Origin of the sequence: Streptomyces sp. NBC_01264 (assembly GCF_026340675.1) — a bacterium.
GTDB lineage: Bacteria > Actinomycetota > Actinomycetes > Streptomycetales > Streptomycetaceae > Streptomyces.
Genome location: NZ_JAPEOX010000002.1, coordinates 406,607 through 429,719, shown reverse-complemented (window position 1 = coordinate 429,719; position 23,113 = coordinate 406,607). Strand labels below are relative to the sequence as shown.

The following is a 23,113-nucleotide window of genomic DNA, read 5'->3' as shown; positions in this document are numbered from 1 at the left end:
GGCTCACTCCGGCGTCGGGACGGCGTCGGGCCGCCGGAGGTCCCGCACGGCCGAGGTCACGCCCCGTCCGTCGCCCACCATTCCCCAGACACCCAGCGGGACGACGAGCCACCGCCAGGCACTGTGGAAGTGCGTGAGCACGGCGACGACGAAGACGATCTGGAGCGCACAGAGTACGAGGCTTCCCACGAGACGCAGCACGGGATGCGCTCTCCTGCGGAACAACTTTTCGAACAACGTCTTGTCCACTTTCCCACCCCTCATTCGGACCGGGGGATCACCCCGGACGACGACGGGCACACAGTAACGGTGCACTCGAAACGTCACTCACCTCGCCCCGTTCAGGAGCCGGAGAGGGCGGGAGGGTCAGGCGCGGCCGGCCGGATCCTGAGCCTGGTCCCTGAGGTCCTCCGGGGATTGAGGCCGCATCGGCAGCGTGGCCGGAGCGGTCGATCCCCGCAGGGGACGGCGGCTGCTGACCCAGGCCGCCACGGGCTGGGTGTACCGGGCCGTGAGCGGGCCGATCACCACGAGGAGGAGTACGTACGCGGTGGCGAGCGGACCCAGGGCGGGTTCGATCCCGGACGTGACGGCGAGGCCGGCGATGACGATGGAGAACTCGCCGCGGGCCACGAGCGTGCCGCCGGCCCGCCAGCGCCCCTTGACCCCGATCCCGGCCCGCTTCGCCGCCCAGTACCCGGTGGCGATCTTCGTGCCCGCCGTGACGACGGCGAGTGCCAGCGCGGGCAGCAGCACGGGAGGGATGCTCGCCGGGTCGGTGTGCAGGCCGAAGAACACGAAGAACACCGCGGCGAAGAGATCGCGCAGCGGGCTCAGCAGGGTATGGGTGCCCTCCGCCACCTCACCGGAGAGGGCGATGCCGACGAGGAACGCGCCGACGGCGGCCGAGACCTGGAGCTGCTGGGCGATGCCCGCGACGAGCAGGGTCAGGCCCAGGACGACGAGGAGGAGCTTCTCCGGGTCGTCGCTGGACACGAAGCGGGAGATCAGCCGCCCGTAGCGGACCGCGACGAACAGCACCGCCCCGGCGACGCCGAGGGCGATGGCCAGGGTGAGGCTTCCGGCGGCGAGGCCGACCCCGGCGAGGAGGGCGGTGACGATCGGCAGGTAGACCGCCATCGCGAGGTCTTCGAGGACCAGGACGGACAGGATGACCGGGGTCTCGCGGTTGCCGACCCGGCCCAGGTCACCCATGACCTTGGCGATCACCCCGGAGGAGGAGATCCAGGTGACCCCGGCCAGGACGACGGCCGCGACCGGGCCCCAGCCCATCAGCAGGGCGGCGACCGCACCGGGGACCGCGTTGAGGCCGAAGTCGACCAGCCCGGCCGGGTACTGGGTCTTGAGGTTGGAGACCAGGTCCGAGGCGGTGTACTCCAGGCCGAGCATGAGCAGCAGCAGGATCACGCCGATCTCGGCGCCGATCGCCACGAACTCCTCGCTCGCACCCATGGGCAGCAGTCCGCCGGTGCCGAACGCCAGGCCGGCCAGGAGGTAGAGGGGGATGGGGGAGAACTTCAGCCGGCCCGCGACCCGGCCGAGCAGGCCCAGGCCGAGGATGATCGCGCCGAACTCGATGAGGAACACAGCGGAATGCACGGCCGTCACTCCCGTCCGAGTATGGAGGCGGCGGCGTCGACGCCCTCACGGGTGCCGATGACGATGAGGGTGTCCCCGCCCGCGAGGCGGAAGTCCGGCGCGGGCGAGGGGCGGGCCTCCGCGCGGCGCAGTACGGCCACGATCGACACGCCGGTCTCGGTGCGCATCCTCGTCTCGCCCAGCGTCCGGCCGTTCCAGTACGCATGCCCGGACAGCTCGAACCGCTCGGCCACCAGCCCCAGATCGGTGGTGTGCAGCACGTTCGGGCTGTGGTGGGCGGGCATCAGCGCGTCGATCAGCGAGGCCGTCTCCGCGCCCGTCAGGTGCAGCGACTGGGCGCAGGCGTCGGGGTCGTCGGCCCGGTAGACGTTCACGGTCCGCGTCCCGTCGCGGTGCGCGACGACCGACAGATGGCGGTGCTCGCGGGTGGTGAGGTCGTACTGGACCCCGATGCCGGGCAGTGGCGTGGTGCTCATCCGTGGAGCAGGCACAGCTGTTCCCCTCTTCTTCGTTCCGTACGTGGTGCTTGCTGCGGCGCCTGCTCCGTTCCGGGCACGAGGAACCGCTCGGCCGGCCCATCGTGTCACTTTCCGTCCGGTGGAGTTCAGTTCCTGAACGCGCTCCGTTCTTGTGCGATGTGAAATATCACATGACATGAGCGCGGAACGAGAACCCTCGGACGGTGCTCCCTCACGAGGAGAACGAACCACGATGAACCGCTTAGCCCTGCTCGCGGCCGGTGCCATGGGTCTGGCCGTCTGCACGATCACCCCGGCCACCGCCGCCACCCCGCCCGCGGACCCGATCGGGACGGTCACCTCCTGCGGGAGCTCCGGCCTCCAGGCGGGTCTGGCCACACGGGTGTGCGCGGAGGTCACCGGTACGGCCGTCACGTTCTACGGGAAGGTCGGACTCGCCGGCCCGCCCTCCCCGGGCGGCCCGCAGCCCGTGACCAAGGAGTTGCTCACCACCCTGTCCGTCGAGTTCGTCGGAGCCGCCCCGGCGCAGACGCAGGTCAGGCCGGTCCTCTTCACCGCCGCCACCATCGAGGTACGGGCACCCGCCGGCGCCGCTGCGTGCGGTTCGACCGTCCGCGGCACCTTCGGCGTGGCCGCGTACCCCCGCGCGGCCCGTCCCGTGGTCCACGAGGTCACCCTCACCTGCTGCCCCCCCCCGCACGCAGGAGGAAGAAGCCCCGGGCCGCGGGCCCGGGGCTTCGGGCGGACAGGTGCCCCGTCGCTTCCCCCGGAGCCCCGTCGGTGGGATGTTTACGGGCTGGAGCAGCCCGCAGTCGCAGCAGGGCCTCGGAGAGGGAGCGAAGTGGACACCTCGACACGCCGGCAACGCCACGTGGGCGACGGCAGAACTGCCGCAAGGACTCGGAGGGTTGGCGCACGCAGTACGGCCCGGCGCCGCTGGGCCGCGGTGACCGCCGCGGTGACCGCCATGGCCGTACCGCTGACCCTCGGGGCCGCAGGAGACGCGGGTGCGGCGGGCGACCGCTCGATCGTCTTCGCCCGCTCCACGGCGACGGCGCCCACGGAGGACCTCTACGCGATCTCCCCCGGGGGTGGCACTTCCCTCAAACTCACCCACACCTCCACCGTCAGCGACGTGATGCCCAGTTGGTCCCCGGACGGCAAGCGCATCGCCTTCGTCCGCTACGGATCCGGTGGCGCCATCGACGGCATATGGACGATGGCGGCCGCGGGCGGCGACCTCAAGGCCGTCCCCGGCACCAAGGGCGCCTCCGATCCGGCCTGGTCCCCGGACGGCAAACGGATCGCGTACGCCAAGCCGGTCGGCTCCCAGCGCGAGATCTACGTGGCCGGGGTCGCCGGCACGTCCGCCACCCGGCTCACCCACACCGCGGCGGACGACCTCCACCCGACGTGGTCCCCGGACGGGAAGTACCTGGCGTTCAACCGCGCGGACGCGAGCGGACACAGCAGGGTGATGCGGATCCGCCTGTCCACCCTGACCGTGACCGCGGTCACCGGGGCGAGCTCCCACGACTGGACGCCCGACTGGTCGGCGGGCGGCCGGATCGCCTTCAGCCGTGTGGACTCCTCCGGCTTCGCGCACCTCTACCTGGTCCGCCCCGACGGCACCGGAGTCCACCGCATCACCGCCGCCCGTGCCAACGACAAGAGCCCGTCCTGGTCTCCGGACGGCACCCGTCTGGTCTTCACCAGGAGCGGAGGGGACGACGCGGACCCCGAACACCTCTACCTCGTGAACGCGGACGGCGCCGCGCTCACCCAGCTGACCAAGACCGTCTCCCATGACCTGGAGGCCGACTGGCGTCCGTAAGGGATGCGCTCCCTTGCCGTCCTTGCCGTCCGCGATCGGACGGCAAGGACAGGCGTCCCGTTCAGAACCCGGCGGTGGACCGGCTCACTTGGACTGCGTCGAGACGCTCACCCCGCTGAAGTCCTGCGCGGCGGCGAGGCTGAAGTACACCCACCCGGAAGGCGGGTTGTCCACCGTCAGGGTCTCGGAGTTGCCGGCGTTGGTGGACTTCGCCCGGTAGCTGCTCGTGGTGGCCCAGCTGCTGCCGCCGTAGTACAGGTCGGCATCGCCGCCGCCGCCGCTGCTGGTGACGGTCAGCTGCTTGACGCCGGCCGGCAGGTACACGAAGTGGTAGCTGTAGTTCCCGGCGGTGGCCGCGAGGTTGTCCCTGCGGCAGTTCTTGTCGAACTGACGGGGGTCGACGACGGTGCACGGCGGCGTGGTGACGGCATCCGGCAGGGGACCGCAGTCGCTGGTCGCGCAGGCGGTCGTCAGCCAGGTGGAGAAGCCGGCGTCGTAGCCGGTGCCGATGGTCTGCTTCAGGAAGGTGCGGGCGCCGTTCCAGTCGCCGGTGCGGTACTTGCCCAGCACGGTCTCGACGTCGGCGGGGTGGGCCTGGAGCATGTAGCGGACCGCCAGGAAGCCCCAGCGGTAGACCCGGTTCGAGTTGACCTCGGGGTCCGCGTCCTGGCCGTAGACGGTGTCGAAGAGCTCGCTGAGCTTGTAGGTCAGCTTGCCGGCCTCGGCGATCGCGTCGGCGTTGCGCTCGCCCCGGTAGCCGAACGAGATGTTCTCGGCGATGCCCTCGACCCACCAGATGGTCGGCGTGGTCAGGGTGGCCTCGAAGTCCCCGGCCATGTTGTAGCGGCCGTCGAGGTAGTGGGTGTACTCGTGGTTGAGGTTCCAGATCTGGAACTCCGGGCGCAGCCAGTGCGCCTCGTGGGCGATGAAGCGGGCCTGGTTGCCGGCGACGGCCGGGTTGCCCTCCTCGTACATCCCTCCGTTGTCGACGTCGATGTCGTAGATGGCCCAGGCGTACAGCGAGTACTGGGTGTAGTCGTCGAACACCACCACTTCGAGGCTGGTGTTCACGTCGCCGGGGATCGCGCCCTTGTCACCGATGACCCGGTGGAAGTAGGCGTCCTGGTTGACCAGGCTGGTGCAGGTGGCCTCCAGCTGGCCGGGGGACATGTCCTGGGCGCGGATCTTCAGGCCCGGGGTGCAGGTGTGCTGGACCGGGAGGACGGCCGGGAGCACGCGTGCGCCCAGGTCGCAGATGGCGTAGGCGGCGCAGTTGTTCCTGTCGTACTGGCGGGTGTACCAGCCCAGGTTCATGGTGATCGGCGCGGTGGGGCCGACGTTCGGGTAGCGGTTGATCAGGTCCTTGATCAGCGGGCGGACCCGTTCCTTGAGCTCGGGGACGTCGAGGGCGTATCCGAGGAAGCGGCCGACGTTGCTGACCACGTCCAGGCGGTTGAGCTGCGCGCTGTTGCGCGTGACGAATCCGGCCCAGGTGTTCAGGATCGCGGGGTCGGCCTTGAGGGCGGCCCGCCAGCCGCGGTCGTCGTTCTTCGCCTTGAAGCCGTTCTCGACGACCCACTCGACGTGCTGCATCGCCAGGTTCATCTGGCCGGGCCACGTGCCGTCGTAGCTGCCGAGCATCCACTTGACGACGCCGGCGTAGCGGCCGGCCGCGTGCGTGCTGTCGATCAGGGTGACGACCTCGCCCAGGATCTCACCGTTGGCGTCGGTGACGTCCTTGCTGCGCGGGGAGGCGAAGAACGCGTCCAGCGCGCCGAGCGCGGCGCCGTCGAGCGCCGAGCCGTAGGGGCCGACGGCGTCCCCGTTGTTGTCCTGCACGTAGTAGCCGGCCCGCAGGAACAGCACCAACTGCCCGACGGAGGCGCTGTTGCCGCCCGAATAGGTGGCGGAGGCCTCGCGCAGCGCGTTGGCGACGGTCACCATCTGGGCTTCGTTGAAGGCCTTGCGGGCGTTCACCCCGGTGAGGCCGAACAGCGGGTACGTACAGGTGATCCGGGGGAGTGCCTTGAGCCGCTGGACCAGGACGGCGCCGGTCGCGTCGATCACGCCGGCGAGGTCGCCGCACTCGTCCCCGGCGGCGGCCGAGGACCGCCCGCCGTCCTTGCCGGACCTGGACGGGGGCACGGGCTTGACGGTCGGGGCGGGGGCGGGGGCGGATTCCTCGGTGCTGTCCTGTGAGGAGATCCGGAACCGGGAGCTGTTGCTCATGGCGTCGGGCGACTTGGGGACCGGGATCGACCGGGGCGCCGTCGTCGCCGTTCCCCGTGCGGACGCGGCGGCCGGGGTCGTGGGGCCGGCGGAGGCGGCCTGGCTCTGCGGCGCGAGCAGGCCGAGCGCAAGGAAGGCGGCCGCGCCCAGCGCGGGAAGTCTGCGCGTAGTGGCCTTCGATATCCGGAAGGGATGCATCTGCGGGGGCCTCCGGGGCCGTTGGGGCCGCGTGCTGGAAACACGGGCGGTTGATGTGTGACATGTAAAATTTCACATGTCGCACCGCACCGGAAGTCTTTCGGCCGGATTGCCACCCGGCGCGACGGAAACGTTGCCGTGTGGACAGCGTTCGGCCTGGTGAACGGGGGTGGCCGCGCGCATCCCGTCGGCGGCAGGCCGTAAAGTGTGTCGCCGATGTGGACGCCACATCGAGAACATCGCTCCGGGGGGAACGACATGCTCAACTCCGCGCGTTCGCGCGCCGGGTCCAGATCCGCGAGACGGCTACTGGTCCCTGCTCTTTTGGCGGCGCTTCTGACGCCCTTCGTCCCGGCGGGGAACGCGTTCGCCGCGACGCCGTCGGCCGCCGCGCCCACGAGCGCCGCATCCGCACCCGCATCCGCACCCGTGCGGCAGGTCGACCCGCCCAAGCCCCTGGCGAGCCCGGTCCGCGCGAACGAGGCCGCGAAGCGGGGGCCGGCCCCGGCAGGTTCGGCCGCCGAACCCTGCACGCCCCTCGCGCTCGCGCCCCTCGGTGATCCGGGCGACGCGGTCGGCAGTGCCACCATCGAGCCCCAGGGCACCGCCTGCTTCGAGGTCGTCGTGACGAAGCCGGGCCTGCACCGGCTCCTCGTCTCGGACCAGTACGCCTCCGCCTCGCTGAACTCCGGCGGCAGCCAGGTCGCGTGCGGGGACCCGTGGGACGGCTCCTGGTGCGAGCTCGTGGCCGGAACGTACACGCTCTCGGTCTACAACAGCTTCTGGGAGCCCATCACGAACCGGGTCTCCCTCGTCCCGCTGACGGCCGCCCCCGGCTGTCCGCCCGTCGCGGGCACCAGTTACGACTCCGCCCCGACCACCGGGCTGGCCGTGGACCGCTTGGGCATCGTGTGCCACGAGTTCACCGCCGCTCCCGGTGAGCGGATCACCGCCGACTTCCGGCTGACCGAGTACGGAGACTTCGGGTACTGGATCACGGACGGCAGCGGCAAGCGCCTCTGTGACGGTGCCGACTGCGTCCTGCCCGCAGGGGTGGGCGGCTACCGCGTCCTCGCCGAGGTCCGCAACCCCACCGGGGGCTTCCCGGCCGCGTACAGCCTGAAGGTCCGGCGCCTTTCGAACCCCGCGGGCTGCGTGCCGGTCGCGATGACCGCGTACGGCTCCGCGCCCGCCCAGGCCGCCCCGCAGACCGGGTGCAGGACGTTCACCCCTACCGTCACCGGCCGCTACGACGCCCACGGCGTCGATGCGCAGGGCAGCGTCTCCGGCATCGCGGTGTACGCGGCGGACGGATCCACCGTCTGCGCGAACGGCCAGGACTGCCCGCTCGCCGCCGGTACCCCGTACACCCTGCTCACGGACAGCGCCGTGCGCATCCTGTCCCGCACCGCCACGGCGGGCTGTGAGAACGTGATCACGCTCGCGCGCGACCACAAGGGCACGTTCGCCGCTCCCGGCGAGGTCGACTGCCTGAACCTGCCCGTACCCCAAGGCGCCCACGTCGCCGTCCTGTCCGACGGCGGCGCATCCATCACCGTCGTCGACGCCCAGGGGGCCGGCTTCTGCACGGACGCGCTGACGGACGGTACCTGCGTCCTCGGCGGCACGGCCCCGTACCGTGCCCTCGTCACCAAGGCCGACCCGTCCGACGAGGATGACGCCTACCGTCTCGTCGTCCACCGCACGGACGCGCCGAGCGCCTGCCGCACCTTCCTGCCCGGCGACTTCTCGGGGAAGCCGGTCCGGATGAGCGTGAAGACCGGCACGGAGGTCTTCGCCGACTGCCTGTCCATCGCGGCCGGCGACCACTCCGCACGTGAAATCTTCCAGATCCAGCGGATCTCGGGCGACTCGCAGGCGACGGTCACGGTCCTCGACGAGAAGGGCAAGCCGGTCTGTTCCGTCAGTACGTACGGCTCCTTCGCCAGCTGCTCCCTGACGGCCAAGGCCGCGCACACTGTCCTCGTCCGGGGCCGGAACGTGCCCGCCGAGTTCGCCCTGACCCGCCTCGACGTCACCTCCACCGCGCGGGGCTGCGTTCCGACTGCGGCGGCGGCGGTGGGTGGCCCGTCCACAGGCGGCGTACCGGCCGCGCCCGGCACGTTCCTGTGTCACCTGGTGACCACGGCTGACGCCGCGGACACCATTCACCTGAACGCCCGTGACGCGCAGGGATCCACCCGGCTCCTGGCGTACCAGGCGAACGGTGAGATCGCCTGCGACTACTTCGCCGCAGGCTGCGCCGCCACCGGCTCCACCCGCTACCAGGTCCTCGTCCAGGTTCCGGAGGGCAAGACCGCGGCACCCGCCTACCGGCTGGACGCACTGCGCATCGGCACGGCGGCCGGGCCCGCCCCCCAGTGCGTCAAGGTCCCGAACGCCAGCTACGGGTTCGGGCCGCTGACCGCCACCCTCAGCGAGCAGAAGACGGCGATCTGCGCCGTGCTCCCGACGGCGACCGGCGACCAGTTCAACCTGCGGTTCACGCCCGCCGGGACGTTCGAGCAGTCTCCGACACCGTGGCTGTACGACCGGTCCGGTCTGAAGAACGGTTGCTGGGGGTCGTATTCCAGCGCGGGCCAGACCTACACCTGTTCTCTGCCGAACGCCTCCCCGAAGGCCTCCAGGCCGAGCACGCTCGTGATCGGTCTGCCGGAGAAGCCCGCACAGGCCACCACCGAGGTCCGCGCTGACGCGACGTGCGCCACCTCCCTCTGCGGTCCCGACGAGCGGACCGTCGGTACGGTGGGCCCGTCCACGGTCGGCCGTGGCAAGGTCACCATGACCGTCACGGGCAGCGCCCTGCGCGAGGACAGCGTGGTCCAGTTGACCAGCGGCAGCTTCAACGTGCGCTCGACGAAGACCTCCGTAGCTCCCGACCGGCGCAGCATGACGGTCTCCCTGGACCTCACGAACGCCCCGCTCGGCCCGCTGTCCGTGAGCGTGTTCGCGCACGGAATGGAGTACGGCAAGGGCTCGGTCACCGCCGTCGCTCCGATCCGTTCCACCGCGGCCCCCACCGTCAGCGGCACCGCGGTCGTCGGCGGCAAGGTCACGGCGACGACCGGCTCCTGGTCGCCGGTCGCCGACTCCCACACCTACCAGTGGCAGGCCGACGGGAAGGCCATCGCCGGGGCCACGGCAGCCTCGTACACCCTGCCCTCCACGCTCCAGGGCAAGCAGCTCACCCTTGTCGTGACGGCACGCAAGGCCGGGCATCCGACGGTGAAGGCCACCAGCGCCGCCGTGCTCGTCAAGGGGGTCGCGCCCAAGGCGACGAAGGCACCCTCCCTCACGGGAACGGCCAAAGTCGGGCGCGTCCTGACCCTGAGCCGCGGGACGTGGACTCCGGCACCGACCGCGTACACCTACAAGTGGTACGCGGACGGCAAGCTGATCACCGGCGCGACCAAGTCCACCTTCACCCTGACCAGTGCCCAACGCGGCAAGCGCATCACTGCAAAGGTGACGGCCACCCGCACCGGCCACCTGACCCACTCGCTCGAAGCAAAGCCCTCGGGGCGGCCGTCGGCCACCCCGGGGGCTTTCCCGTCGGTCCTGGTCCGCGTGGCCGTGTTCCTTCTCAGAGGCTGAACCAGGTCCGGCTTTCCGGCTGGTTGGTGCGGACGATCGCCAGGATGGCCGGCACGAGCCATATCAGTCCCAGAACGGGTGCCACCTGGAAGAAGGCCAGGGTGGAGGGCAGTGCCGTCCACCCGTAGACGAAGGCGGAGACGCGCAGACTGGGGTGACGCATGGGGAACTTGAAAGCGGGCTGAGGCATCTGCGCCCCTGGCGGGACCGGCCCCTGGCCGAATCCCCTCGGCCCGCCCGAGCCTCCGAGCCCGCCCGAACCGGCGTTTCCGGTGGCCCGTGAACGCCGGCCGCCCTCTCCCATGCGTGGATGCCCCTGGCCCCCGGCCCTCGCGCGCCCGCGCGGCCGTACCGGCCGCGCTGCTACGGGCACCGGCGCGCGGCCGTGTCGAAGGGCCCTGGCGCGCACGTACTTTCTATCTCCCATCCGCGTTGTTCTTAGAATGGCCGGGTGGAGGACATCGATGTGATCGCGGCGTTGCAGGACCCCGTCCGGCGCCGCCTGTACGAGTACGTGGCGGCGCAGGACCGCGAGGTCGGCCGCAACGAGGCCGCGGAGGCGGCCGGGGTGACGCGGACGCTCGCTGCGCACCACCTGGACAAACTGACCGAGGCCGGCCTCCTGGAGAGCGGCAGTCGCCGCCTCACGGGTCGCTCGGGCCCGGGCGCGGGCCGCCCCGCCAAGGTGTACACGCGGACGCGGGCGGAGTGGGCGGTGTCGCTGCCGGCCCGCGACTACCGCACAGTCGCCGAACTGCTCGCCGAGGCCGCCGAACAGGCCGGTCTCGATGCCGGACTCTGCGCCGCCGCGCGCCGCCGGGGCGAGGAACTGCGCGGCTCGGCGGCGCCCTGCGGCGGCCTCGAAGAGGCCGCGGAGATGCTGACCGCACGCGGCTACGAACCTCACTTGGAAGCCGTTCAGGGGCAGGACGGTGCGACCGGACCGGGCGCCCGGGTCGTCCGCATGCGCAACTGCCCCTTCCACGCCGTCGCCGAGCGCTTCCCGCCGCTGGTCTGCGGCATGAACCTCGCCCTGCTGGAGGGGATGCTCGGCGAGGACGGTCCCGTCCGTGCCCGGATGGACGCCCGCCCCGGGCAATGCTGCGTGGTGCTGGAAACTTCTAAAAACAATGAACGTTGACATAGAAAACCCGGACGTGTTGGGATGAGGTCATGACCGCATCCACGCACCCAGACGTCCCTGCCCTCCCGACATCTCCCCGTCTCGCCCAGCTGAACGTCTCCACCCTCCTCCACCCCCTCGACCACCCGCGCCTGGCGCCGTTCGTCGAGATGCTCGACTCGGTCAACGCCGCTGCCGAAGGCGCGCCGGGCTTCGTCTGGCGGCTGGTGGGGGAGGGGGCCTCGGACGCCACCTCCCTGCGCCCGGCAGGGGAGGACGTCATCGTCAACCTGACGGTGTGGGAGTCCCAGGAAGCCCTGTGGGACTTCGCCTACCGCAGCGGGCACCTGGAAGCGATGCGGCGGCGCCGCGAATGGTTCGAGCGGCACGTGGAGGCGCACCTGGTGCTCTGGTGGATCCCCGCCGGGCACGTCCCGACCGTCGAGGAGGCCCTGGAGCGGCTGTCGCACCTGCGGGCCCACGGCCCGTCCCCGCGCGCCTTCACCTTCGCCTCCTCCTACGACGCCCCCGCGGCCCCCGACGCCGCCGCACGGCATACGGCCCCGGTCGGTCGGGCGGGCGAATCGCGCTGAGGCACCTGCCCGCCCGGACCGGGGAGGGGCCGATCGGCCGGCGCCCTCACCCGGGGTGTCCGGGCCGGGTTTCAGATGGTGACCTGCGGGTTCGCGGGGCTGAGGTAGTGGACGGTGTTCTCGGCGCAGTGCTCGGCGAGCAGGTCCCGCAGCTCGCCGGCGGCGCTCTTGAGGAGGTGGCCGTCGCGGATGGCGTGCAGGGTCTCGAGGGCGAAGGCGACGCGGGTGGAGTCTTCGGTGACGCGGGTCCGGTGGGCGTCGCGGTGGTTCCAGTGGCGGGTGAGGACGTCCGTGGTGTCGATGTAGACGATCTCCCCGGCCTTGGCGTTCTCGATCGTGTCGGGTTCGCCGAGCGGGGTGAAGGGCTCGCCGCCGTCGGCGTGGCGGAGCTCGACGTCGCCGGTGACGCGGTCGATGTCGAAGGCGCCGGCCGGCAGGCCGTGGCGGACGGAGACGGCGTTGTAGGAGTCGACGGCCGGGTTGATCCGGGGCAGGGAGCCCTTCTTCGCCATGCGGCGGCCGAGGGCGTCGACGCTGGGACGGACGCGGCGGGGGTTGGTGCCGAAGGAGCGGTAGGCGGTGTGCCAGGCCTCGATGCGCGGGTCGCTCTCGTCGGCGGGGGCCCAGGTGCCGGCGGCGAGCTGCTGTTCCAGGTCTTCCTGGGCGGCGACGGTGGCGGGCCAGGCTTCGTGACCGCGCAGGCCGGTGGCGGTGACCACGGCGACGAGGACGTCGGGGAACGCGTCGGCGACGGCGGGGCTGAGGCGGATGGTGGTCATCGCGAGAGGAGATCCGTTCAGGGAGAGCGGGCTGGGTGGCAGGGTTACGCGTTCCAGGTGCCGACGCGATCCACGCGGCGCAGCTGCTGTGCGGCGGTGGGGGAGTCCAGGGCGGCGCCGCGGTCGGTGAGCCGGCGGGCGGTGTCGGTCCGCTGCTCGACGGGCTTGTGGTCGTCGTACTTGAACTTCGCGTGGACTTCGGTGACGTCCAGGCGCAGTCCTCGGATGCCCGGCAGCATCCGCCCGTAGGGGGCTTGGCCGGGGTCCATGGGAGCGTGGTCGCCCTCGGGCTGGAAGTGGGCCATCTGACGGCGCAGCAGCTCGGCCTTGGCGCCGGGCTCGTCGATGACCGTGGCCCGGCATGTGAACTGGACGGCCGCGTAATAGCTGGTGGGGACACCGTCAGTGGGCGGGGTGCCGGGCTTGGCGCGCCAGGGGCCGGGGATGAAGGCGTAATCGCCGGTGACGGTGAAGGTGACCTTCGGGTCGGCCTCGATCGCCTTCCAGACGGGGTTGGGACGGGCGAGGTGCACCAGCAGCGCGGTGTCGTCGACGGTGAAGTGGGTGGGCACGGCCATGGGAGCCCGGCCGGGCAGCCCGTTGGCGCTGAGGATGCCGAAGTCGTGGCCGTCCGCGATCCAGGTCTGCCATTCGGCGTCGTCCAGGGCGTCGTCCCAGGGATGGATGAACATGTCGGGTTCCTTTCGGGAAGCGTGGATCAGGGGAGGGCTGGGTCGTCTCTCTCGGATCTTGCGGGCCCGGCAAGATCCGGAAGAGACTGCCTGGGAGGCTGACGGCGACGGCCGCGGTGCCCAGGCGGATCAGCTCGCCGCGCTGGATCCGCTCGGCCAGGACCCTGCGGGCGGGCAGGACGGTGCCCGCCGGATGCAGGGCGGTGATCACCGCGACGACAGCCAGGCCGCCGCTGCGGGCGGCGGGCAGGAACAGCAGGCTGGCCATCGAGTCCAGCGCACCGGCCGTCGCGGAGATCGCGTACGCGGGTTTCTCCGGGCCCGGCCGCCGCACCGTCACACCGGCAGCGGCCGGCGTGACGGCGGAGGACGCGGCGCGGCCGACGGCCGGCGGGCCGACACCGCTGTCGGAGGGCGCCTGGTGCGGGAAGGCCGACTGCAGGGCGATGGCGGCACCGGCCCCGAGGGCCGACAGCGGCGCGGTGCGCGACGGGTGCACACGGCCGGTACCGTGCCCGGCGCTCACCGGCGCTCACCGGCGCTCACCGGCGGCAGGCCGATCAGCCCGGCCGGACCCGACCGCTCGCCCTGCACCAGACCGGCACCGGGCACCGGGACCGCCGAGGAAATCGGCGCATCCGTAGGCCGAGGAGCTGCCCAGGGCCAGCAGCGGAGCGATCACGGGTACATCCCCTAGTATCAGTGGAACGACTACACCGTACAACGCAACGACCGGGAGTGGTCAACCGACCGACCGCACGGTGCAATGAACCAGTCCACTGACGGAAGGGTGACAGCGATGGCCGAGACCGGGACGGCGCTGCGGACGCTCGGGCACAACGTTCGGACGGCCCGCACGCGCGCCGGCCTGTCCCTGGACGAACTCGGCCGCCGGGCCAAGGTCAGCAAGGGTGCCCTGGTCGCTCTGGAGAAGGCGCAGGGCAACCCGAACTTCGCCACCCTGGTCCGCCTCGCCGACACCCTCGGCATCTCGGTCTCCGCGCTGATGGAAGGCGGTTCCGAACAGCGCGTCCGGGTGGTGAGCGCCGACGCCGTCATGCCCCTGTGGAAGGGCGAGCGCGGCAGCGAGGCCCGGCTGATGCTGACCACCAGCGGCCCGGCGGCCACCGAGATCTGGCGATGGACGCTGGAAGCCGGCGAGGAGTACCCCAGCCACCCCCACCAGGCCGGCGTCGTGGAGACCATCAGCGTCACCGCCGGACGCATGGTGCTCATCGTGGACGGCACCGAACACCCCGTCCGAGCCGGGCAGAGCGCCACCTTCGACGCCGACCACGCGCACACCTACCGCGGCTCAGGCACCGAGCCCTGCCACCTGATCATGACGGTCCACCTACCCCCCGGCCCCGCGTAGCGCCTCAGCGACCCCGAGCGGCCTAACCGGACCGTACGGGCCGCCGCCCGGTCCCACGGACCGGGCGGGGGCGTCCGAGAGACCAAGCGTCAGGCGACGTGATGTCCCGCGTCGCCGGCGTACGGCAGCGACGCCGACTGCCTGGCCCGCAGCGGAGCCCGCCACGCGCCGGTGCCCCCGTAGAGGTACCCGCCGGACGGGCCGAGCGCGACCAGGTCGGGGCGGCCGTCGCGGTCTCCGTCGCCGATGGCGACGAGGTGCTCGTACTGGCCCCAGCCGGCGCCGATCCGCGTCGGCGCCGTGAACGTGCCGTCGCCCTTGCCCAGGTACAGCCACAGGACCCCGGCCTTGTCACGGGCCAGCAGATCGCCCGCCGGGCCGCCCGCGACGTTCCCGACGGCCGTCAGCTCGTTGAAGATCTGCCAGCCGCCGCCGATCTTCGTACGGGCGGCGAAGGGGGCGGCGGCCGAGCCGGTGCCCTTGTAGTACCAGAGCACGCCGGCCTTGTCGGTGGCGAGCAGGTCGGGGCGTCCGTCCCCGTTCAGGTCGCTGCCCGCGGCGATCCGGTCGTAGATCTGCCAGCCGACGCCGACCTTCGTGCGCGCCGCGAACCCGCCCCGGCCGTTGCCCTGGTAGAGCCACAGCACTCCGGCCTTGTCGCGGGCCACGAGGTCGCCGACCGCCGTCCCGCCGACGTTCCCCGTCGCCTCGATCCGGTCGTAGACGTTCCAGCCCGCGCCGACCAGCCGGCGTGACTGTGCCGTCAGCTGGCCGAACTCCTTGTAGTACGCGGTGTCGCTCAGCCACAGCCGGCCGGCGGAGTCCCGGTCGATCACGTCCGGGCTGCCGTTGTCGTCGAAGTCGTGCGGCACGGTCCTGCGGGAGACCTGGAAGGTGCCCGACGCGGAGGTGGACGGACCGATGCCGTTGATCGGCGCGGCCGTCATCTCCCATGTGTACGCGCCGTTGTACGCGCTGGTGAAGTCCGCCCCGATCGTGCCGTCCCAGGCGAACGTCACCGTCGGGCTGTACGGGTGGGCGACGCCGAACTCCCGGGTCTTCCCGGTCCGGACGTGCCGCAGGGTGACTTTGACCTCCACGCTGTGCCGGGAGAGCTGCCAGGTGAGGTCCGCCTTCCCGCCGTTCTCGTCGAGGTCGACGACGGCGGGGATGCTGTTGCCCTCGATGACGACACGGGTCGGCTCGCCGGTGCTCGCCACCATGGTGACGACCGGGGCGGCGCCGGCCGCGCCGGGCGCGAGCTTGTACAGACCCTCACCCAGGCCGATGGTCCCGCCCCGCGCGTACAGGCCGTCGGGGGCCGCCGCGAGCGAGGTGAGGTGGTCGAGCAGCTTCACCTTCGCCTTCGTCGCCGGATCGTAGGCGGTCAGGGCGTAGAGCGGATCGCTGTCGCCGTTGGAGATGCCGCCCGCCTCGCCGTACACCACCCAGCCGCCGACCAGGCCGAACCGCAGGCCGCTCGCCCATGTCTTCGCGAGCGGGACCTCCTCGACGGTGCCCGCCGACCGGTCCAGCAGAAGCAGCGACGGATCGTCCGTCCCGACCTTCTCCGTCCAGGCGACGCGCGTGTCCGAGACGGCCATGGTGCCACCGGGGGAACCCGCGGTCCGCGGGCGGATCCCGCCGACGGTGCCGGTGGCGAGATCGACCAGCCCCCACTTGGCGACCGCGCCGTCGTCGAAGGTCACCAGGGCGTCCTCCGGGGTACCGGGGGAGACGGCGACGGCGCTCGCGCCCGCCGGCAGCCCGGTCACGGCCACCGTGCCGCCCTCCGTGGCGTGCCGGTGCATCCGCAGGTCGGTACCGGCACCCGTCCCGGTGAACACGGCGTTGCCCGCCGCCCCGCGGTACGTCGCACCGCCGGTCGGACCCACCAGGACGTCGAACGAGGCCGTCGTCGACAGGTTCTGCGAGGTCACCCGGGAGTCCCCGGTGGTGACCAGATAGTCGGCGGTCCGCGAGGACCGCAGTACGGTCCTGGCCCCGTACCCCTGCGAGGACCCGTCGGAATACCGGGTCCAGCGCTTCTCCGTACCGCCCTTCGGCCGCGACATGAATCCGGTCAGCCCGGCCTCCGTCACCTCCGAGCCCTTCGGGAACGCGATCGGGGCCGACGCGGCGGCCACTGCGGCCGCGTGCGCGGAATCCGCGCCGTACGGGAAACCGGCGACGGGCCCGACCACACCGAGCGTGACGGCGAGGACGGTGGTGGTGGCGGCCAACAGAACCGGACGCCGGGGCGATCGGGCTTGGAGCACTGACGCTTCTCCCTCGAATCCACAAACGAATCAAGCGCACCAGGCGCTACAGAGAAAGGACCCGCGATCCCGCGGAAGGGTTGTACGGGATCCGAAGGAATCCCGGGAAGGACCCGGGCTCCGCAGTTGTTCGCGCAAGGAGTGATCCCGAGGTGAGCAGAGGGGCGAGGCTGTGTCAGAGCTGTTCGATGAGGAGACGCGCAAGCTGCTGGACGGGAGGAACTTCGCCACCGTCGCGACCCTGAATCGGGACGGCGGGCCGCAGACCTCGGTGGTCTGGATCGTCAGGGAGGGGGATGCGGTGCTGTTCTCCACGACCGCCGGACGCCAGAAGGCGCGGAATCTCGCTCGGGATCCACGGATCAGCCTCACGGTCTACGACACGGCGAACCCGTACCGGTCCGTCGACATCCGCGGCACCGCCGAACTGATCGACGATGAGGAGAAAGCCCTGCCGCGCGAACTCTCGCAGAAGTACCTGGGCGAGGACCCGCCGGCCGAGCCGGAGGAGGTGGTCCGGCTGATGGTCCGGGTGACCCCGCAGAAGATCACCGGCTTCTCCGTCTGAGGCGTACAGACGCCCGGTTGCCCGCCGCACCCGAACGGCGGGCAACCCTGTCCATCCACCTCGGTCCCACTGTCGTACGGGGCTGCGTGCGAGCCGTGCTCGCCTCGGCTGCACACCGCCCTCGCGGCCGCCGGCGGCCCGGTGGTCCTTCCCGCGGCGGCCGCGCCAGGATCGTCTGCCGATGCTGCGGCTCTGGCGGCACTGCCGAGGATTCCCAGGGACGCCCGGGTATTGGGCGGGGGCCCGGGGGGCTTCCTGATGCGGGCCAACAGCAACGACCGAGGGCAGGATCTGACCTGGACGCGTTACTCCGACGGCTCGGTCACACGGTTCGACTTCCCATCGAGCACCGACGAGGAAGCGGGAGCCATGTCCGGCACAGTGGTCGAGGACAGCCGGCCCGTGCGGCTGCACCACATGGACACCGGGACTACCAGCGAGGCGGACGTGTTCGGGATGGGCTACAACTACCTCGGCGCAGTCGGCACCACGCTCAGCGCTCTCGGTCCCCGGCCCGGGGAGACCCCGCTGCTCCACCTGCTCAGCGACCCCCGGAAGGGGATGGCCGACCGGGCGATCAGCGGCCTGCCCAGAGGCATCCTGGACTTCGGAGTCGACGTAGTCGCGTACGCCGACGGCGCCTTCGTCCTCGAGTACGAGACCGGTACCAGGGAGGACCCGGTCCTTCACCACGCGCTCGTCGACGTCGCTTCGGCGCGCGTCGTCAACACCTACCGCGACGGTCCGGCATCACCTTGCGGCCCTGGCTGAGGCCGGTCACCAGAACCCTTCGGGGTGAGGGCCGCGCCTGCGGCCCGCACTCGAACCCGCTCATGGCGCATCGGCCGGCAGATCGTCCGCCAGGCATCGATCACGCGGTCAGATCCGAACACGCGGGCCAAAGGTGACGGCCCTTCGTTCGGCCGATCAAGGACCTTGCGCGCTGCCAGACTTCCCAGAGGGAACGCGCCGGTGGGGCGTGGGCGAGGCGGGGGCGGCGGGGCAGGGTGGGCGTGACCGAGCACAGTACGGCCGGTCGTGCCGCTCCGGACGGGGCGGGGCCGGGCGTGACCGACCACGGAGTTCCGCGCGCACGCGCGGTGACGGAGGATCCGGGCGGGCGAGAACCTGGTGGCGGATCCGACGGGCAGCGGCGGGACGAGGGGGCGACGCGCGCGGTTCCGCGGCATGTTGCCTGCGTGATGGACGGCAACGGTCGTTGGGCGCAGCGCCGCTCGCTTCCCCGTACCGCGGGTCATCGGGCCGCGGAGACCGCAGTCATCGACGTCATCGAGGCGGCCCGGGCCGCCGGCGTGGAGTGGCTCAGCCTGTACGCCTTCTCCACCGAGAACTGGAACCGTCCCGGCACCGAGGTCGAGTTCCTGATGGGTCTGGTGCGCCGGGTCGTACGCAAGCACGCGCCGCTGCTGCTCGCGCGCGGCATCCGATGCCGTTTCCTCGGGGTCACCGACCCGCGCATTCCCCGTGCGCTTGCCCAGGACTTCGACGACGTGGCGACGCTGACCGCCGAGAACCGGGGGATGACGCTGACCGTCGCCTTCGACCACGGCGGACGCCGGGACATCGTCGAGGCGGCGAGGTCGCTGATCCGTAGCGGGACGCCCGCCGACCAGGTGTCGGAGCGGCTCTTCGCGGACCACCTGCCCTTCCCGGACACCCCCGATGTCGATCTGGTCGTCCGTACCTCCGGTGAGCAGCGCATCTCCAATTTCATGCTCTGGCAGGTCGCCTACGCCGAGTGGGTCTTCCCCGAGGTGCTCTGGCCGGACTTCCGCGCCCCTGACTTCCTGGCCTGCCTGCACACCTACCGGCGCCGCGACCGCCGCTTCGGCGGCGTGCCCGCCCGAACGAACGGAGACCCGTCATGACCGCCGAAACCACTGAAGCCACCGGAGCCAGCGAAGCCACCGGAGGCACCGAAGCCACCGAAAGGGCTGACGAGGCACCCCTCTTCGGCTCGGAATCGCAGTTCGGCAGCTTCTTCGACGACCCGCGCTGGGCCTTGGCCATCATCCGCGCCACCGTACTGGAGGCCGCTCACCCGCAGATCGGCGCCGCCCTCGCCGACAACTCCACCTTCGTCACGCACCCCTGGCGCCGGCTGCGCAACACCTTCCTCAGCATGCGGCGCATGTTCGCCGCCGACCCGGCGTTACGCGAACGCGAGGCCGCCCGCCTCAACCGGCTGCACGCCCGCATGAGCGGCTCCGACTCCCGTGGCCGCGCCTACGACGCGATGGACCGCGCGACCCGCGCCTGGGTGGTCGCTACCCTCTTCGAGAGCGCCGTCACCATGTGCCGGCTGAGCGGCCAGCCGCTCGACCAGGACACGATGGAGCGGATGTACGCCGAGTACCGGGCGTACCTCGCCGCGCTCGACGGCGACGCGGCGGAACTCCCCGAGGACCTGAACGACTTCTGGCCCTACTTCGACCGCATCGTCGACAACGAGCTGGAGAACACCGAGGCGGCCCGCGTCATCCTCTACCGGCTCTTCGACCACCTGCCCGCCCCCGCCCTGCTCGACGGCGCGCCGACGCTGTGGGCCGCCGGCCGCGCGGTGGTCGGTCCGCTCCTGGGCGCGATCACCGTCGCCTCGCTCCCCGAGTCCTACCGGCGCCGGGCCGGCCTGCCCGAGATGCCAGGCGCCGCGACCCTCATGCAGGGGGCCTACCTCGCCGCCGGGCTCACCCGATTCCTGCCCGGGGGCTGGATCAACGCCGAGAGCATCATCGAAGCCCTCTCGCTCTCGCCCGACAGCGACGACCCCCGCGCTCGCACCGTAGCCGCGCTGCGGGCCCGCATGAAGCGCGCATCGGCCCTGCTCCGCCTCATCACCCCACTCGGCGGCGACGCTGGCTTCGAACCGGCACCCCCGAGGGGAACGGACGGGAACCGGCGCCCGGCGGAGGAGTTCTTCCGACGGGTGCTGGACCAGACCGGCGACGGCCACCTCGACTGGCCCGACCTCGCCGCCATGGCACGCGAACTCTCCACCCGCCTCGACCTGGACGAACCCGAGGAGACCCGGCTCTACGACGCCTTCGCCGCCTGGTGGCGCGAGCTGCAGGCCGCCCTCGACACGGACGGCGACGGCCGGGTCAGCGCCGAGGAGTACGCCACCGCCGTCCCGTCCCTCGCGGGACCCGCGCTCATCCGCGTCGCCGAGGTCCTCTTCGACGCCACCGACAAGGACCACAACGGGAGCATCGACGCGGACGAGTACCGAACCCTCTTCCGCACGGCCTTCCACCGCGACCTCACCACCACCACCGACGGCGCCTACGGCCGGAGCGCCTTCGTCGGCGACTTCCTCTCGTTCATGGCGGGCCGCCGCACGGGCACGCCGTACGACCCCCTGCTCGCTGACGCCTGACCGGTCGCCAAGCGACTGGTGGCGGCGCGGGACATCACGGCCCCCGGCGTCATCCGAGTCCTCAGGCTCCGGCCTGGAGGCGGAGGCCCGCCAGGGTCAGCTCCAGCCCGGCGAGGAACTGGTCCTTGTCGTCGTGGCCGTCGAACTCCTCGACGATGTCGTGCAAGAAGGGGTAGGCCTCCGCGTCGAGCGCACGCCACGTCGCGGCGTAGTGGCCGAGGAACTCGTCTCGGTCCACCGTGCCGTCGAGCACCTGCGGGGGCGGATCCTGCCCCACGTCGGCGGCGTTGGCGACCACCACGCCCACGATCGCCGACACGGCGTGGAACCGCTGGCGTGGGGTGAGTTCGAGACGCAGCGTCTGCCGGCCCAGTTCCTCGTAGAGGCGCAGCGAGTTGCCCTCGACGTCGATGTTGCGCATGAAGCGCGCACCCAGCCAGGGCCGGTCCACGATCGCGTCGAACATCCTGACGGCCATGACGCGCAGGTCGTCGATCGGGTCCGCGCTGCCGGTCTGCCCTTCGACCGCGGTCAGCACCCCGCCGAGCACGTGGTCGACGGCGCGGTCGAGCAGGTCGTCCTTGCCGGAGACGTACCAGTAGATGCTGCCGACGCCGGTGCCGAGCCGGGCGGCGAGGGCGCGAAGGGTGAGCGCCGGCTCGCCCGCCTCGTCGAGCAGGGCCACGGCCGCCGTGAGGACGGTCTCGATGGAGTGCGAGGCGCGTTGCCGCCCCCGGGAAGGGCGGTCGGCGGGTCGTGGGCGGGGGCCTGTCATGGTGCCCATCCAATCACAGCTTGCAGATTTATCGAACCGCGTTCTATTGTCGAACGTCGTTCGAGAGTCGGCGACGTTCCGGAAGGAGGCCGCCATGACCACGACCGATACCACTCCCGTCGCATCGCGTACGTACCCGTCCCTGCGCGCGGCATGGATTCCCCTGGCCGCGCTCTGCCTGGCCTTCTTCGTCGAGATGGTCGACAACACGCTCCTCTCGATCGCACTGCCCACGATCGGCCGGGACCTCGGCAGCGGCACGACCGCGCTGCAATGGGTCACCGGCGCGTACTCGCTGACCTTCGGCGGCCTCCTGCTGACAGCGGGATCGATGGCCGACCGGCTGGGGCGCCGCCGTGTGCTGCTGGTCGGCCTGGCGGTGTTCGGCCTGCTGAGCCTGTGCGTCGTCGCGGTCGCCAGCGCGGGGGAGCTCATCACCCTGCGCGCCGGCCTCGGCATGGCCGCGGCGGCGATGGCGCCCATCACCAACTCGCTGGTCTTCCGGCTGTTCGACGACAAGAAGCTGCAGATGCGCGCGATGACCTTGATGATCGTCGTCGGCATGTCCGGCTTCGTCCTCGGCCCGCTGCTGGGCGGCACCGCCCTGGCCCACGTCAGCTGGCAGTGGCTCCTGATCGTCAACGCCCCGATCGCACTGATCGCGGCCATCGGCGTCCGTCTCGGCGTCCCGGCCGACCGGCCGCAGGACCTGACCCGCGACAAGCTCGACCTGCCGGGCGCCGCCTTGAGCGTCACCGCCATCGGGCTCGCCTGCTACTCGCTGACCAGTGGCGTCGAGCACGGCTGGCTCTCCGCGACCACGCTCTCGTCGGTCCTCGGCGCCGTCGCCGCGGGCATCGCGTTCGTGTGGCACGAGCGCCGCAGCGCCTCGCCCATGCTGGACCTGCGCCTCTTCTCCAACGGCACCGTCCGTGGCGCCGCCATCGCGCAGATCGGAACGTCCATCGCGATGGCGGCCGTGATGTTCGGACTGATCCTCCACTTCCAGTACGCCTACGGCTGGAGCCCCGTACGAGCCGGCCTGGCCAACCTGCCGATCATCATGACCATGATCGCCGCAACGCCCCTGTCCGAGTGGCTCGCGCGAAGGTTCGGCCACCGCATCGCCTGCCTCATCGGCGCCACCTGCCTGGCCGGCTCCCTGGCCGGCCTGTCCTGGGGCGTCACCCACGGCTACGCCGCCATCGCCCTCTGCATGATCGTGATGACCATCGGACTGCGCACCGTGATGACGATCTGCGCCATCGCCCTGGTCGACGCCATGCCGAGCAACCGCACGTCGATCGGCACAGCGCTCAACGACACCGCCCAGGAGATCGGAAGCAGCATCGGCACCGCCGTGGTCGGCACCCTCATCGCCGTGCTCGTCACCACACAGCTCCCCGAAGGAACCTGGAGCGCCGAGCTCGTGGCCTCCTTCTTCCACGGCGAGCGCATCACCTACGTCGTGCTGGCGGCCGTCGTCGGCCTCATCGCGGCAGGCGGCGCGCTCACGCTCACCGACTCCCGCGCCACCGAGGAGCACGCCTGAACCGC

At 71.5% G+C, this 23,113-nt stretch carries 19 protein-coding genes; 10 read left to right on the top strand and 9 right to left on the bottom strand.

Going from position 1 to position 23,113, the window contains the following annotated elements; genetic code table 11:
* Positions 1-3: 3 nt before the first annotated feature.
* The 3 genes from OG435_RS34870 to OG435_RS34860 all read right to left on the bottom strand — a co-directional run bounded on the left by OG435_RS34870 (position 4) and on the right by OG435_RS34860 (position 2,096).
* Positions 4-201, bottom strand: coding sequence for a hypothetical protein (locus tag OG435_RS34870; RefSeq protein ID WP_266883092.1), 198 nt, complete (start codon positions 199-201; stop codon positions 4-6).
* Between the two features lie 165 nt (positions 202-366).
* Positions 367-1,620 carry a cation:proton antiporter gene (locus OG435_RS34865; protein ID WP_266883090.1) on the bottom strand — a complete coding sequence of 418 codons (1,254 nt, stop codon included), beginning with the start codon at positions 1,618-1,620 and terminating at the stop codon, positions 367-369.
* Positions 1,621-1,625: 5 nt separating this feature from the next.
* Positions 1,626-2,096: a cation:proton antiporter regulatory subunit gene (locus tag OG435_RS34860; protein WP_266883088.1), complete on the bottom strand. Its 471-nt coding sequence runs from the start codon at positions 2,094-2,096 to the stop codon at positions 1,626-1,628.
* A 235-nt stretch (positions 2,097-2,331) separates the two neighbouring features.
* Between OG435_RS34860 and OG435_RS34855 the strand changes: the two genes are divergently transcribed.
* Complete coding sequence (locus OG435_RS34855; RefSeq protein ID WP_266883086.1) at positions 2,332-3,933, top strand: hypothetical protein; 1,602 nt, start codon at positions 2,332-2,334, stop codon at positions 3,931-3,933.
* An 84-nt stretch (positions 3,934-4,017) separates the two neighbouring features.
* Here OG435_RS34855 and OG435_RS34850 read toward each other — a convergent pair whose 3' ends face one another.
* The gene (locus OG435_RS34850) at positions 4,018-6,360 is read right to left on the bottom strand and encodes a M9 family metallopeptidase (protein ID WP_266883084.1); all 2,343 of its coding nucleotides are present in this window, start codon (positions 6,358-6,360) and stop codon (positions 4,018-4,020) included.
* A gap of 324 nt (positions 6,361-6,684) precedes the next feature.
* On the opposite strand from OG435_RS34850, the gene OG435_RS34845 reads away from it, so the two are divergent.
* Positions 6,685-9,975 carry a hypothetical protein gene (locus OG435_RS34845; protein WP_266883082.1) on the top strand — a complete coding sequence of 1,097 codons (3,291 nt, stop codon included), beginning with the start codon at positions 6,685-6,687 and terminating at the stop codon, positions 9,973-9,975.
* Here the strand turns inward: OG435_RS34845 and OG435_RS34840 are convergent.
* Positions 9,965-10,138: a hypothetical protein gene (locus OG435_RS34840; protein ID WP_266883080.1), complete on the bottom strand. Its 174-nt coding sequence runs from the start codon at positions 10,136-10,138 to the stop codon at positions 9,965-9,967. The two genes, OG435_RS34845 and OG435_RS34840, sit on opposite strands and share 11 nt — an antisense overlap.
* A 288-nt stretch (positions 10,139-10,426) precedes the next feature.
* Here OG435_RS34840 and OG435_RS34835 point away from each other — a divergent pair, with 288 nt between their 5' ends.
* Positions 10,427-11,116, top strand: coding sequence for a helix-turn-helix transcriptional regulator (locus OG435_RS34835; RefSeq protein WP_266883078.1), 690 nt, complete (start codon positions 10,427-10,429; stop codon positions 11,114-11,116).
* A gap of 32 nt (positions 11,117-11,148) precedes the next feature.
* Entirely contained in the window at positions 11,149-11,691 is a 543-nt protein-coding gene (locus OG435_RS34830; RefSeq protein ID WP_266883076.1) for a DUF3291 domain-containing protein, read from the top strand.
* 71 nt (positions 11,692-11,762) lie between these two features.
* Here OG435_RS34830 and OG435_RS34825 read toward each other — a convergent pair whose 3' ends face one another.
* Together OG435_RS34825 and OG435_RS34820 are read right to left on the bottom strand one after the other, a co-directional pair.
* Positions 11,763-12,470, bottom strand: a complete 708-nt coding sequence (locus OG435_RS34825; RefSeq protein ID WP_266883074.1) for a B3/B4 domain-containing protein — start codon at positions 12,468-12,470, stop codon at positions 11,763-11,765.
* Between the two features lie 44 nt (positions 12,471-12,514).
* The gene (locus tag OG435_RS34820; protein ID WP_266883072.1) at positions 12,515-13,162 is read right to left on the bottom strand and encodes an FMN-binding negative transcriptional regulator; all 648 of its coding nucleotides are present in this window, start codon (positions 13,160-13,162) and stop codon (positions 12,515-12,517) included.
* A gap of 799 nt (positions 13,163-13,961) precedes the next feature.
* Between OG435_RS34820 and OG435_RS34815 the strand changes: the two genes are divergently transcribed.
* Positions 13,962-14,537: a helix-turn-helix domain-containing protein gene (locus OG435_RS34815; RefSeq protein WP_266883070.1), complete on the top strand. Its 576-nt coding sequence runs from the start codon at positions 13,962-13,964 to the stop codon at positions 14,535-14,537.
* Positions 14,538-14,626: 89 nt separating this feature from the next.
* Here the strand turns inward: OG435_RS34815 and OG435_RS34810 are convergent, their stop codons facing one another.
* Complete coding sequence (locus tag OG435_RS34810) at positions 14,627-16,816, bottom strand: FG-GAP repeat domain-containing protein (RefSeq protein WP_266883068.1); 2,190 nt, start codon at positions 16,814-16,816, stop codon at positions 14,627-14,629.
* A 172-nt stretch (positions 16,817-16,988) separates the two neighbouring features.
* On the opposite strand from OG435_RS34810, the gene OG435_RS34805 reads away from it, so the two are divergent.
* The 4 genes from OG435_RS34805 (at position 16,989) to OG435_RS34790 (ending at position 20,781) form a co-directional block, all read left to right on the top strand.
* Complete coding sequence (locus tag OG435_RS34805) at positions 16,989-17,384, top strand: PPOX class F420-dependent oxidoreductase (protein ID WP_266883066.1); 396 nt, start codon at positions 16,989-16,991, stop codon at positions 17,382-17,384.
* A 369-nt stretch (positions 17,385-17,753) separates the two neighbouring features.
* Positions 17,754-18,155, top strand: coding sequence for a hypothetical protein (locus OG435_RS34800; protein WP_266883064.1), 402 nt, complete (start codon positions 17,754-17,756; stop codon positions 18,153-18,155).
* Positions 18,156-18,586: 431 nt separating this feature from the next.
* Entirely contained in the window at positions 18,587-19,273 is a 687-nt protein-coding gene (uppS, locus tag OG435_RS34795) for a polyprenyl diphosphate synthase (protein ID WP_430625838.1), read from the top strand.
* Entirely contained in the window at positions 19,270-20,781 is a 1,512-nt protein-coding gene (locus tag OG435_RS34790) for an oxygenase MpaB family protein (protein ID WP_266883060.1), read from the top strand. Before uppS ends, OG435_RS34790 begins: the two co-directional genes overlap by 4 nt.
* Positions 20,782-20,842: 61 nt before the next feature.
* On the opposite strand, the gene OG435_RS34785 is transcribed toward OG435_RS34790, so the two are convergent.
* Complete coding sequence (locus tag OG435_RS34785) at positions 20,843-21,490, bottom strand: TetR/AcrR family transcriptional regulator (RefSeq protein WP_266886356.1); 648 nt, start codon at positions 21,488-21,490, stop codon at positions 20,843-20,845.
* A gap of 160 nt (positions 21,491-21,650) precedes the next feature.
* Here OG435_RS34785 and OG435_RS34780 point away from each other — a divergent pair, with 160 nt between their 5' ends.
* Complete coding sequence (locus OG435_RS34780; protein WP_266883058.1) at positions 21,651-23,108, top strand: MFS transporter; 1,458 nt, start codon at positions 21,651-21,653, stop codon at positions 23,106-23,108.
* Positions 23,109-23,113 lie beyond the last annotated feature (5 nt).